The 12,951-nt window shown below is 38.1% G+C and carries 12 protein-coding genes; 8 read left to right on the top strand and 4 right to left on the bottom strand.

Annotated features, from left to right (window positions below):
- The first annotated feature begins 6 nt into the window (after positions 1 to 6).
- Positions 7 to 855 (top strand): diaminopimelate epimerase, encoded by an 849-nt coding sequence (gene dapF / locus PQ479_RS17785; protein WP_047987381.1) that lies wholly within the window; start codon positions 7 to 9, stop codon positions 853 to 855.
- A gap of 201 nt (positions 856 to 1,056) precedes the next feature.
- Here the strand turns inward: dapF and mqnE are convergent, their stop codons facing one another.
- Positions 1,057 to 2,151 (bottom strand): aminofutalosine synthase MqnE, encoded by a 1,095-nt coding sequence (gene mqnE, locus PQ479_RS17780; protein ID WP_047987382.1) that lies wholly within the window; start codon positions 2,149 to 2,151, stop codon positions 1,057 to 1,059.
- A 496-nt stretch (positions 2,152 to 2,647) separates the two neighbouring features.
- Here mqnE and PQ479_RS17775 point away from each other — a divergent pair, with 496 nt between their 5' ends.
- Together PQ479_RS17775 and PQ479_RS17770 are read left to right on the top strand one after the other, a co-directional pair.
- Positions 2,648 to 2,848: an aspartyl-phosphate phosphatase Spo0E family protein gene (locus PQ479_RS17775; RefSeq protein WP_047987383.1), complete on the top strand. Its 201-nt coding sequence runs from the start codon at positions 2,648 to 2,650 to the stop codon at positions 2,846 to 2,848.
- Between the two features lie 96 nt (positions 2,849 to 2,944).
- Positions 2,945 to 3,298, top strand: coding sequence for a HesB/IscA family protein (locus PQ479_RS17770; protein ID WP_047987384.1), 354 nt, complete (start codon positions 2,945 to 2,947; stop codon positions 3,296 to 3,298).
- Between the two features lie 194 nt (positions 3,299 to 3,492).
- Here the strand turns inward: PQ479_RS17770 and PQ479_RS17765 are convergent, their stop codons facing one another.
- Positions 3,493 to 4,485, bottom strand: a complete 993-nt coding sequence (locus PQ479_RS17765) for an NAD(P)/FAD-dependent oxidoreductase (RefSeq protein WP_047987385.1) — start codon at positions 4,483 to 4,485, stop codon at positions 3,493 to 3,495.
- Between the two features lie 342 nt (positions 4,486 to 4,827).
- On the opposite strand from PQ479_RS17765, the gene PQ479_RS17760 reads away from it, so the two are divergent.
- The 3 genes from PQ479_RS17760 to PQ479_RS17750 all read left to right on the top strand — a co-directional run bounded on the left by PQ479_RS17760 (position 4,828) and on the right by PQ479_RS17750 (position 7,860).
- The gene (locus PQ479_RS17760; RefSeq protein WP_083991164.1) at positions 4,828 to 6,045 is read left to right on the top strand and encodes an NAD(P)/FAD-dependent oxidoreductase; all 1,218 of its coding nucleotides are present in this window, start codon (positions 4,828 to 4,830) and stop codon (positions 6,043 to 6,045) included.
- Positions 6,046 to 6,228: 183 nt separating this feature from the next.
- Positions 6,229 to 6,546: a YuiB family protein gene (locus PQ479_RS17755; RefSeq protein WP_047987387.1), complete on the top strand. Its 318-nt coding sequence runs from the start codon at positions 6,229 to 6,231 to the stop codon at positions 6,544 to 6,546.
- 612 nt (positions 6,547 to 7,158) lie between these two features.
- Positions 7,159 to 7,860 carry a 3D domain-containing protein gene (locus PQ479_RS17750; protein WP_047987388.1) on the top strand — a complete coding sequence of 234 codons (702 nt, stop codon included), beginning with the start codon at positions 7,159 to 7,161 and terminating at the stop codon, positions 7,858 to 7,860.
- A gap of 66 nt (positions 7,861 to 7,926) precedes the next feature.
- Here PQ479_RS17750 and PQ479_RS17745 read toward each other — a convergent pair whose 3' ends face one another.
- Positions 7,927 to 8,403: a divergent PAP2 family protein gene (locus PQ479_RS17745; protein WP_047987389.1), complete on the bottom strand. Its 477-nt coding sequence runs from the start codon at positions 8,401 to 8,403 to the stop codon at positions 7,927 to 7,929.
- An 867-nt stretch (positions 8,404 to 9,270) separates the two neighbouring features.
- On the opposite strand from PQ479_RS17745, the gene PQ479_RS17740 reads away from it, so the two are divergent.
- Positions 9,271 to 10,752 (top strand): leucyl aminopeptidase, encoded by a 1,482-nt coding sequence (locus PQ479_RS17740; protein WP_047987390.1) that lies wholly within the window; start codon positions 9,271 to 9,273, stop codon positions 10,750 to 10,752.
- A gap of 97 nt (positions 10,753 to 10,849) precedes the next feature.
- On the opposite strand, the gene PQ479_RS17735 is transcribed toward PQ479_RS17740, so the two are convergent.
- Entirely contained in the window at positions 10,850 to 11,299 is a 450-nt protein-coding gene (locus tag PQ479_RS17735) for a hypothetical protein (RefSeq protein ID WP_273717132.1), read from the bottom strand.
- Between the two features lie 671 nt (positions 11,300 to 11,970).
- Between PQ479_RS17735 and ehuB the strand changes: the two genes are divergently transcribed.
- Positions 11,971 to 12,825, top strand: coding sequence for an ectoine/hydroxyectoine ABC transporter substrate-binding protein EhuB (gene ehuB, locus PQ479_RS17730; protein WP_047987392.1), 855 nt, complete (start codon positions 11,971 to 11,973; stop codon positions 12,823 to 12,825).
- Positions 12,826 to 12,951: the final 126 nt, after the last annotated feature.

Below are 12,951 nucleotides of genomic sequence, written 5' to 3'. Positions count from 1 at the left end.
ATATATATGAAGTTTACAAAAATGCATGGCTTAGGGAATAGTTATATATATGTGGACTTATTTAAGGAAACCTTAGAAGAAACTGAACTTTCCAAGACGGCTATAGCGGTCGCCAACCCGAATACAGGAATTGGTTCAGACGGTATGATTTTAATTGCACCATCAGAGGTTGCGGCAGTAAAAATGCGTGTCTTTAATAATGATGGTTCAGAAGCGAAGAACTGTGGAAATGGCTTACGTTGTGTGGCAAAGTTTGCTTACGAACATGGCTATGTCCAAACTAATACCTTTGTAATAGAGACACTTGGAGGATTAGTAGAAGCGACTGTCCATCTTCAAGGAGAAACGGTCGAAACGGTAACGGTAGATATGGGAGAGCCACGTCTACAGCGAAGTTTAATCCCCATGCTTGGAGAAGAAACGGATGAAGTGGTAAATGAAGCTTTTAAGGTGAATGACCGAACCTTATATGTGACCACGGTATCTATGGGGAATCCTCATGCCGTCTTTTTTGAGGAAAAGATTGTGGCCGCACCAGTTGAGCAATTAGGTCCCGTGATTGAAAAAGATCAACGCTTTCCAGAGTGGATCAATGTTGAGTTTGTCGAAGTGGTTGAAGCAAATGAATTACATTTCCGTGTGTGGGAGCGTGGGTCAGGCATTACCCAAGCGTGTGGAACAGGAGCTTGTGCTGCTGCTGTTGCCTCTGTATTAAATGGGTATTCCGAAAAAGGACAGGACATTACCGTTCACTTATTAGGTGGTGACTTACTCATAAATTGGCAAAAGAACGGTCGAGTTCTTATGACTGGACCAGCTGAAACGATTTGTGAAGGGACTTATTTAAAAGCTTAAGAAACAGGAAAAAGAGAATGAGACATACGCTGCCCAGCTAATTTCAAAGTGAAAAGCATCGTTTATAAATGTTTTTGAAGTTGCCCATAATTAGCCGTAGCCCGCTACTTTTTAGGTCATGTTATCTTGAGAAATGAGAATCACCCATAAAACTTTCATACAAAAAACCACCTGTGAAGGTGGTTTTTGAACTTATAATCTTTAATATTCTTTAATTACGTTATAGAATGTGTCACGCTCAACTGGGATTTTATTAGCACTTTTAATCAAGTGAATTAATTCATCGCGCGTAATTCCAGAAGAAGTTAGAGCACCAACGGAATGGGAAATTCTCTCTTCGATTAACGTACCATGTATATCACTTGAACCAAATGATAAGGCCATTTGAGTAAGTTGTACACCAATGTTAATCCAATAAGCTTTCACATGTTGGAAATTATCAAGCATTAAACGACTGATCGCAATCGTTCTCATATCATCATAAGCCGATGTACGTCTCTTAAGGCTAGCTTTTACACTTCTTGGTTGCATAGCAAGTGGGATAAATACCATAAAGCCATTCGTCTTATCTTGTAATTGACGTAAGCGGTCCATATGGATAAGGCGTTCTTCTGTACTTTCAATAGAACCATAGAGCATTGTCGCGTGTGTTTTTAATCCTAGGCCATGTGCAATTTCATGCGCTTCTAACCACTGATCGGTAGAGGCCTTGTCTGGACTCATTTTAGCACGATAGCGTTCTGTTAAAATTTCTGCACCACCACCAGGAAGTGTGTCAAGTCCAGCTTTGATCAGTTCTTGAAGTACCTCTTTCATACTTAGTCCAGAAATACGTGAGAAGAACTCTATCTCAGCACCTGTATAAGCTTTGACTGTTACTTGTGGATAGTGTTTCTTTAATGTACGAATGGTATCTAAGTAATAATCAAAAGATACATCTGTATTATGACCACCGACAATATGAAACTCTTGAATGCCATCATTCCAACGCTTAGAGACATACTCAAGGAGCTCTTCCTCATGCATCGTATAAGCTCCCTCTTGTCCTGATTTACGTTTAAAGCCACAGAACGAACAGTTAGCTTCACATACATTCGTTGGGTTAATGTACATATTTTCGATGAAATAAACGTGATTACCGTTCTTTTCTAAATTAACCTTATTGGCTAATTGAGCAACACCTAATAAGTCTGGTGTTTCATATAAAAATAATCCATCTTCGATTGTTAAACGCTGGCCGTTTTTCACTTTCTCTTCGATAGAGAGTAAGCGATTATCGGTAATAATTGTTGACATACCTATTCTCCTCCAATATCTTAAAGTGTTACATATAATGCTTCCAATATAGAAATTAAACGAAATGACTACTTAACTATCATAATTGAAGTTAATCTATTAATAAACTTCTTTTAATGTTATCTTAGCACAGCAAACTAGATAGTCAATTTATTAACCTGTAGATGGATAAAAAAGGAACTAATTAGCTTGTGATAGTCTCAGTGACCCTATCACAATTTATCATAAACTTAATGAAATGTATAAAAAAAGCTACATAAAATTAAGTAGATTATTCATAAATATGACAAACATGATGTTTTTGTAATAGTTAAAGCCTTATGAAAGCTGGATGGAGAGTGAGCGGAGAAAATGGTATAGTATGTTTATTCACTGTAAATTATAATTAATTAGGTATTTTTTTGGTTGTATTTTTACACTTAATTGATTAAAATGTAATTTAAATACATTTTTGTATTCGATTGCACGGCATTAGATAGCTGAAGGAGGATGGATGATGAGCAACAGGATAACATACGATGCATGTATTGAGCGTATTGAGCTACTACGGGAAAAAATGATGGACACAGCCGCTCAAAAAGGGATACATGATCCTTTAGTTTTGCAATATAGTCAAGAGTTAGACCGTGCCCATAATTATATCCTATTCTTGCAATCATTAAATATGGATTCACTAAGTAAAACCAAATTGATGTAATAAGAATATACTAAACTTGAAGAGACTTTTTCTACGTTATATAATGAATAAAAGAGTTAGTTGCAATCATTCTTAATTCATGAAGGAGGGAAAGGCATGATTACTTTAACAGAAGCAGCTGTAAGCCAAGTCAAAGAAATGATGAGCGCTGAAGGTGAAGAAAACCTCTTTTTAAGAATCGGTGTTAAAGGTGGAGGCTGTACAGGGCTCACATACGGTATGGGCTTTGATAACGAAAAAGCAGATAATGATCAAGTCATTGAGATAGATGGATTGTCACTTTTAGTCGATGACGAAAGTGCACCTGTTGTAGAGGGATTAATCATTGACTATAAACAAAACATGATGGGTGGCGGATTTACAATAGATAATCCGAATGCCATTGCATCCTGTGGATGTGGTACTTCATTTAGAACAGCCAAAGTTGCTGGGACACCTGAAAATTGTTAAATCAGTTATGAGCATCTTCTTAGGTGCTCTTTTTTTGTGTTAATGGACGAGAAAGTACAGATAAAATGGGTGCTACTTGTTTAAGTAGTTGTTAGCTGGCTTTGAAGGCAACGTCTCTGGTTTTGCTTTTTAATGAATGGGACTTCCATAAAAAACCAGCGATTTCAGGAGAAATCGCTGGTTGATAGAGCCAATTAAAATAAGCTTGTACTGTGCCCTGGGAATACTCTTGCTTTTGGATCAATGTAAGCTTTAGCATTGTTTACGGCTGTTGGCGCTTCACCAAAACCAGTTGCAATCAGCTTCACTTTCCCCTCGTAAGATGTCACATCACCAGCTGCATAGATGCCCTTGATGTTTGTTTCCATTTTTGTGTTAACCACAATAGAATTTTTAACGATGTCTAAACCCCATTCTTTAATTGGACCTAATGAAGAAACAAAACCAAAGTTAACAATTAAGGCATCGATATCAAGTTCATGTACTCGTTCGCCTTTAATCTCTTGTAACGTTACACCTTGAATGTTTTCACCATCACCTTTAATAGCGGATATTTCATACGGAGTCATTACGTTTACATTTGATTTGTGTAGTAGCTCTACACTGTGTTCATGAGCACGGAACTTATCGCGTCTATGGACTAAGGTAACTTCCTTAGCTAAAGGCTCAAGCATTAATGACCAGTCTAATGCAGAATCACCACCACCACAAACCATGACTTTTTTGCCAGTGAATTGACTTAAGTCTTGGATGAAATAGTGTAGGTTTTTCCCTTCATATTGTTCAGCGCCTTCAACTTCAAGTCTTCTAGGTTGGAAGGCACCTGCACCCGCAGTTATAATAACTGCCTTTGTATAATGTGTTTCTTTATCTGTTGTAATGACAAAACTCTCGTCTTCTTGCTGTTCTAAAGTTCTCACGGTTTGTTCAAGTGCTAAAGTTGGGTTGAATTGCTCAGCTTGTTTCTTAAGATTATCAACCAAATCTTGTGCTTTAACCTTTGGAAAACCTGCTACATCATATATATATTTCTCTGGATACAATGCACTGAGCTGACCACCGAGCTGAGGCATACTCTCGATAATCTTCACTTTTGCTTGACGCATACCTGCATAAAAAGCAGCAAATAATCCAGTTGGACCGCCACCAATAATTGTAATATCATACATTTGTTCGTTGCTACTCATTTCGCCACCCCTTATATTCCAATTGTACAAACACTCCTATTATACCCACAGAGAATCTGAAAAGAAAAGGATTTGCTTAACTGAAGAACGATTCCTATTCTTTTTAGATAATTTTTTTAAAGTGAATAGTTAGATGAAAAAGAAAGATACTAGTTATAATTTATTACTACCAAAAATTTGGTTATGGATTTCACAAAAAAAATGTTGAAAAAAAGTCAAAAAAGCCATATTATTAGAAGTGTATTTTGTGACTAATTTGCGAAGTGACTTTTTGTGGATTTAGCACGGAATAGTTCGTGAAATAGATCACAAAAAGAGCGCGTTATATTATAAAATTTGAAAATGGATGTGATTACTGTGAAAAAGCCAAGTATCGTAATTTTAGGTGCTGGATACGGGGGCATGATTACAGCAGCAAGGTTAACGAAACAATTAACAGCAAATGAAGCAAGCATTACACTTGTGAACAAACATGATTACCATTACCAAACAACATGGTTACATGAGCCTGCTGCTGGAACACTTTCTGCAGAACGTACGAGAATGCCAATTAAAGAAGTATTAAATACGAATCGTGTTAAACTTCTTCAAGATGAAGTTGTTGAAATTAAACAAGAAGAGAAAAAAGTCATCTTAAAAAATGGTGAAGTGAGCTATGATTATCTTGTAGTTGGACTTGGTTCAGAAGCAGAAACCTTTGGTATTCCTGGAGTATTTGAGCATGCCTTCAGTAAGTGGACAGTGAATGGTGCCCGTGAAGTGAAGGAACATATTGAATACGTTTTCGCTAAGTATAACAATATGGAAGAGAAAAATGATGATATGCTTTCATTTATAGTTGCTGGTGCTGGCTTTACAGGAATTGAGTTCATTGGAGAATTATCAGAGCGTATGCCAGAGCTTTGCCAATACTACGATATTCCACGTGAAAAAGTGAAGATGTATGTTATTGAGGCATCACCTTCTGCGTTGCCTGGATTTGATCCAGAGCTTGTGGAATATGCAATGAACTTACTTGAGAACCGTGGTGTTGAATTCAAGATTAACTGTCCTATTAAAGAAGTACAAGCTGATGGCGTCATTTTAGCGAATGGTGATGAAGTGAAGGCGGGTACTATTGTGTGGGCTACTGGTGTGAGAGGGAACGCTGTTATTGAGCGTTCTGGATTCGAAGCTATGCGTGGGCGTATTAAAGTAGAGCCTGATTTACGTGCTCCTGGTTATGACGATATTTTTGTTCTTGGTGATTGTGCTTTAATTATTAATGAAGAAATTAATCGTCCATACCCACCAACTGCACAAATTGCGATGCAAATGGCGGAAGTTGTCGCTCAAAATATTAAATCTCTTGTGATGAATCAAGGTACTTTAAAATCATTCAAACCTGATATTAAAGGTACTGTTGCATCACTTGGAGGTAAGGAAGCGATTGGTGTAGTTGGGTCTCGTAAGTTATACGGTAGCTCAGCTAACTTTATGAAAAAGATGATTGATAATCGTTACTTATTCTTATTAGGTGGCGTAGGTCTAGCGGTTAAACGCGGAAAAATGCCTTTATAAGTGTAAGCGAGTGATATGATTGATTTAGGCGGTAGAGGGGATACTCTCTACCGCTTCACTTGTTTAAGTGGAAAGAAGAATAATGTTGTGAGATCTTCACTTGACAGTTATCTGTGTAAGGTTAGAAGTTGACGCAAACTGAGCAAATCAGTAAACTTAACAATGATACGGGGGTGCAAAAAGATGAATATACCACAGCTTGTTATTTCGATGGTACTATTTATGGTGCTGTTTTTTGGGATCGGCTTCTTATTAAATATGGTGCTTCGTTCAACATGGGTGATGGCGGTTATATATCCAATCATTGTGATTTTAATTATTGATAATGTGTCGTTTTTTGAATATTTTACTTCGGCTGGACAGGCTTTTCCTGCCTTATGGGAGCAATTTATCTCGTTAGCTATTTGGGATATAATGGTGCTTGTATCTGGGTTGGTTGGAGCAATCTTGTCAGGAGTTGTCATTAAGATGCTCCGTGTCCGCGGTTATCAGATGTTTTAGTTAGATAATATGTTTAGAAAAGCACTGCGAGGACGTAGTGCTTTTTGTTTTATATAAAACTTCGTGCTAATGTGCGATAAAGTTGATTCCTTGGTTGATGTTTTTTGGAACATATTTTGAAAATCGAAATGACCTAACAGACGAATGAATTCGTCTAAGGTTCATTTCGATTTTCAAAACTTCACACCAAAGCGTGAAGAAGCCAAGCAAGCTTGGCTAACGGTCCAAAAACACTTGGTTCATAGATATCAATGCTGATGGGTCCCTATTCTATCTTTTTTTGTTGGTGGTGGCTGTTTGTGCAGTGTGCTTTTGTTCGGTTTATGAAGTAACTTGCTCATTTTTCCTACAACATAGCAGCACTTTTACCCACACAAAACTGTACTTTGTAATTTAATCGTTTTGAACATTCCTAGATTAGGCATTAGTCATTTATATGATGAACAGTCTTCCAAAAAATGGCTGGGTAACAGAGGGATGTGAGCATCCTTAAAATCGTTTTATGAAAGCAAAGCTTCAGTATTATTGTTTGAATAGTTAGATTTTTTTTGACTGTTATGAATAAAAAACTCACTTCTTGGAGAAGATTACAAAATGAGAGGAGTGAGTGAAATGAGCAAATTGAAAACTTTATTGAAGCGAGTATGTATGACAGCTTTATTTCTAGTTGCTTTATTGTCAACTTTTCATACATTATCAGGTGTTAATGCTGCGGGCTTAGGTGCTTGGGATGTGGAGCCTCTACATACTCAACAAACAAAATTAAAGCAAATTGGTGAAGAAGTAGGATCGAAATTAGGAGAATTAAGGGATAAGGTTTTACCGTTTTTTCAACGTGATGAATTGTCTAAATCACTAGATACGATTCAATCAGAACCGGTTCCGATTGAAGAAGCGATTGATTGGAGCCAATTTCCTGTGAATCGTGTTGTGGCGACTGGTTATACAGCGGGTGTCGAATCGACCGGGAAATCTCCGGGACATCCTGGATATGGTATTACATTTTCTGGGATTGAAGTCCGTCGTGATTTATATTCGACAATTGCCGCAGATACATCTGTTTATCCTTTAGGTACGATTCTTTTTATTCCTAATTATGGTTATGGAGTCGTTGCAGATACAGGGTCCGCTATTAAAGGGAACAAAATTGATTTATATTATGAAACGGTTGATGATGTTTATAGCAAGTGGGGTAAGCAAGAGCTAGACGTGTATGTAATAAAAATGGGAGATGGAAAAGTAACAAGTGAAGATTTGGACCTACTAAATGAGGATGAGGCTGTACAGGTATTTAGATCACAAATTGATAGATAAAACTTATCTATAACAAAAGCTATCGGCAAGTGCTTATATAAGCACTTATCGATAGCTTTTTATTGATTAATGAATGAAAAAGTCGAGTAATAAGGTTAGCAAAATTCCGAGTAGCCCTCCAAAGAAAACCTCAATTGGTTGATGACCTAGTAATTCTTTTAATTCTTTTCTTTTCTCGTCTTCTTCTTTCTTAGGCCAGCTTTTAAACTCTCCGACCAACTTATTAAAATCCGCAACAAGCTGATTTAATACGGTAGCATGATAACCTGCGTGGCGTCTCACACCAGTTGCATCAAACATAACAATGATACCAAAAATAGCACAGACAGCAAATATCGTTGAGCCTAGACCGAACTCAAGTGCAACAGCTGTGGTTAATGCTGTTACTGCGGCTGAGTGTGAGCTTGGCATTCCACCGGTACTTGTAAATAAAGTCCAGTCAAACTTTCTCGTTGCGATATACGCTAATGGAATTTTAATAAACTGAGCAAAGAAAATAGCAAATAAAGCTGCCCATAAGGGGAAGTTATGTAAGATTTCCATATGTCATTTAATCTTCCTTTCTGAATGACTGAACATAAACTCTCTTTGAGATGTGTCCATTATAACACACTCTTTTTTGCACCGCATTAACGGGTAGTAAGACAAATACCAAGTCTAATTAAGGCATCAATCTTTGAATGTAAGAGGGTATGTTTTCTGTCTAGATGAGTGGATTTGTTCTTGTCTAAGGCACTTCGTTCTGTATGAAAGTTAGAGCTGATGCTGGTGAGTAACTGCTCTCTCTTTTTTTGTTGTTGGTGGCTATTTGTGAGCGAGCTATCTCCCAAAAATTGATGGGGCTACAGCAGAGTGTAAGAATCCTCAAAACCGTTCAACTTATTTTTTTACTTTGAGGTTTTAGTAAATATTGATGCTGTTTGTAGAGTTAGCCCACCACAAGAGGGCGAGTCATGCGAAGACTCCCAAGAGACAAAGTAGTAGAGCTGCGATCCGTTGGCAGCTGCACCAATTAGCTTAGCACCACTCTACAGGACGCAAAGCATGATTTTCAGTAGCGACAATTAGAATTCCGCACATAATTATCAGCATCACTTTCATACAAAACCCACATGGCGAAGACGGTTCACTTCGCCACCAACAAAGATGAAAGTATTGGCGACTGTTCAAACTGTTGGCCCGTTTATAACTCGATCTCCATTAGGAGTCGGCCTGAACAAACAGGGAGCACTGTCCTGCTAAGGTCATTGATCGCAAGATGGATGATGAGCTAACTTTACGGCACAAACTATCTCCCAAAAGTAACTTTCATACAAAAGAACAAATAATCTGGCTTATTTAAAGAAAGTCTTTCTTTCGTAAGTCGAAAGAATGTATAATATTTTTAGATAAGTAAAAGGAGCTGAAATGATGTATACAATTTCTAAAGAATTAAAAAAAGGACAATCTTATGATGCCCTCATTGTCGGGATTCATGAAAAGGGAGAATTTCCTCCTTTATTACAAAATGTGGACCAAGAGCTAGATGGCCAAGTTTCAGAGTTAAAAAAGTTAAAACAATTACATACGAAAAAAGGCGAACTTACTAAGGTATTTACTTTTGGAAAATCATCTGCTCAGGTGCTTTATACAATCGGATTGGGGAAACAAGCAGATTTCTCATTAGATGATTTACAAAATATTATCGGACAAGTTGTGCGCGAAGCTAAAAAAGGAAAACTTGCACAATTAGCTATTGATGTAGACAGTTTTTCAATTGCAAATACAGAAACAAATGAAATTGTTCATATTATTTCAGAGTCAGTCGAGCTTGCTAGTTATGTGGTAGACACGTATAAAGAGAAAACAAACGAAAAACAATTCTCGTTAGAAGCGGTTACGTTAGTTGGAGAAAAAGCAGATGAAGAATGGGAAAAGGCTGCGTTAGGTGGTCGTGCTTTTGGTGAGGGAACAAACCTTTCAAGAAAACTTGTAAATATACCTGGTAATATGCTGACACCTACTATTTTAGCTGAAGAAGCAAAAAAGGTAGCAGATAAGCATGGTTTTGAATTTGATGTTCTAGAAAGAGAAGACATGGAGAAGCTTGGCATGGGTGCATTATTAGCGGTTGCTCAAGGTACAGATCAGCCTCCTAAAATGATTGTCCTCAAGTACCAAGCAAAAGAGAAATGGGAAGATGTTGTTGGTTTTGTAGGAAAAGGATTAACTTTTGATGCAGGTGGTATTTCTTTAAAACCTGGGCTTAATATGCATGAAATGAAGATGGATATGGGTGGAGCCGCAGCAGTGTTAGGAGCTATGGAAATTATCGGTCAAATAAAACCGGATCGTAATATCCTAGCTGTAATCCCTTCAAGTGAAAACTTAATTAATGGTTCTGCCTTAAAGCCGGGTGATGTGATCCGTGCGATGAGTGGTAAAACGATCGAAGTCCGTAATACAGATGCAGAGGGTCGTTTAATTTTAGCCGATGGCGTTGCCTATGCGAAGCAACTGGGTGCCAATTATTTAGTTGATGTCGCAACGTTGACTGGTGCTGTTCTTATAGCATTAGGAAATTCAACGACAGGTGTAGTTCATAATAATAAAGAGTGGTATGCAAAAGTAGAAGAGGCAAGTGAACGCTCAAGAGAACCAGTATGGGCATTCCCAACGCATAAACCTTACCATGATTTATTGAAATCAAGTGACGTAGCTGATCTTAATAATGCACCTGGCCGCTTAGGTGGTAGTATCACAGCTGGTTTATTCATTGGTGAATTTGCAGAGGATACACCATGGGTACATCTTGATATTGCCGGAACTGCTTGGACTAGCAAGAAAACATCCACAGGACAACCAGGTGGAACAGGCGTTATGGCCCGTACATTAGCACATTTAGTTAAATAAAAACATAAATGAAAAGCTTTCTTACCTTACCATTCGGTATCGTAAGGAAGCTTTTTTGCAATTATAAAGTTGTGCATATATAGGGTGCATAGAAATGTTAAGCGTTGCACGCTGATAAAAAGAGAGTAACCCCGAGGAAACGGAGAATCGCGGTGTTGCTCATGAAAAAAGCGGGAGTAACCCCGAGCAAACGGAGAATCGCGGGGTTGCTCATGAAAAAAGCGGGAGTAACCCCGAGCAAACGGAGAATCGCGGGGTTGCTCGTGAAAAAAGTGGGAGTAACCCCGAGCAAACGGAGAATCGTGGGGTTGCTGGTGAAAAAAGGGAGAGTAACCCCGAGGAAACGGAGAATCGCGGGGTTGCTTGTGAAAAAAGGGAGAGTAACCCCGAGGAAACGGAGAATCACGGGGTTGCTGGTGAAAAAAGGGAGAGTAACCCCGAGGAAACGGAGAATCACGGGGTTGCTGGTGAAAAAAGTGGGAGTAACCCCGAGCAAACGGAGAATCGTGGGGTTGCTGGTGAAAAAAGTGGGAGTAACCCCGAGCAAACGGAGAATCGTGGGGTTGCTCGTGAAAAAAGCGCACGAAACCCCGTGGAAATATTGAATCCTAGGTTGCGAGCCAATAAGCGAGAGAAATCGAATTTCCGTGCGGGAATAACATCTATATCCAAATTGTAAAATATTTAGGACTTTTTGATTGCATCCTCTGTTAATTGTCAGATAATTTATTCGGATCGATGATGATCTGAGAGGTGTAGCTAGTATTTAGTTAGCTGAGTTATTTCAGAGTATCTGAAGCTAGATTATTAAAAAGAATGAGATAATAGACAAAGATACTGGGTTTGAGTGCAAATCTTGTTTCGATTATGATTTAATATGTGAAGTAATTTAAAAGAATCTACAAGCAATTTAGTTATTTTTGACTAGATTTTTAGTTTAAAGATCTTTCATTCGTGGTAGTTATAAATATTGACGTTTGTCAAAAAGTCTTTTTATTAAAAAATAATTGCTTGAATCATGACTGGAGATGAGATTGAACTAAGTAAAATCAACCAAATAGTGTGTTTTTAACATACACCAATTGTAAGTTACATAAGTTGTCTAACAAGGAACTCCTTAGTTGGAACTTCTAAAGAGTTATAATGTTAATATCCTTTTTATTACTTATTTGGATATTACTTATAAATAAATAGATAGAATACGAGGAGGATCAATTCATGAAAAGATTGACGTTTGGAATCTTGTTAGCTGGTCTGCTTGTTTTATTAGCAGCTTGTGGTGGTTCCGGGGCAAGTGGATCAGGTGACACGATTACTGTAGGGGTCGCAAATGAAGAGCCTTATGGCTATGTTGATTTAGCGACAGATGAAGTAACGGGGGCAAATGCCGAGATTGCAAGGGCTGTGTTCCAAAGTATGGGTTACGAGGATGTAACAGGTGAAATTACGGATTGGAACTCATTATTACCTGGATTAAATGCAGGAAACTATGATGTTGTAACAGCGGGGATGGATATTCGTCCAGAGCGTTGTGAGCAAGCTGAATTTGCAAATGTTGAATTAGTTTACGGTGAAGGAATGGCCGTAGCAGCAGGGAACCCGCATAATCTTCAAAGCTATGAAGATCTTGTTGCTGCTGAAGATTTAACTGTTTCTATTATGTCAGCTGCTAATCAGATTGAAATGTTAAAGCAATTAGGTATGGATGAAAGTCGAATTATTACAGCTGATTCGATTGCTGATAATATTGCTGCTTTAGAATCTGGTAATGTGGATGCAACCGTGATGACGGATGCGAGTTTATCTGCGGCATTAGAATCTGCCAATCTTGATGCGATTGAAAGAGTAGAGCCTTTCACGCAACCTGTTATTGATGGGGAACCAGCTGTAGCATATGGTGCTGCTGTATTTGCTGATTCCGATGAGGGTAGAGAATTACGTGATGAGTATAATGAACATTTACAAGAGTTAATTGATTCTGGTGAGTTATTAGAAATTATTTCTGAATTTGGATTTGGTGAGGATAACGTACCAACTGGTGATGTAACGACAGAAGACCGTTGTAATGCTTAATTCAAACAAGAAATAGTGATGGATGGCATGGTGTGTTGTTTCGTAGAGGCTTCCGCCATGCTTTTTTTCTATTCGAAGTAATATTCTAGAAGATGCAATGGATTTACATATTAAAAGAAGAGAGGT

Source organism: Alkalihalobacillus pseudalcaliphilus (assembly GCF_028610675.1).
Lineage (GTDB): Bacteria > Bacillota > Bacilli > Bacillales > Bacillaceae_D > Alkalihalobacillus > Alkalihalobacillus pseudalcaliphilus.
This window is presented reverse-complemented; position numbering and strand designations above follow the sequence as displayed.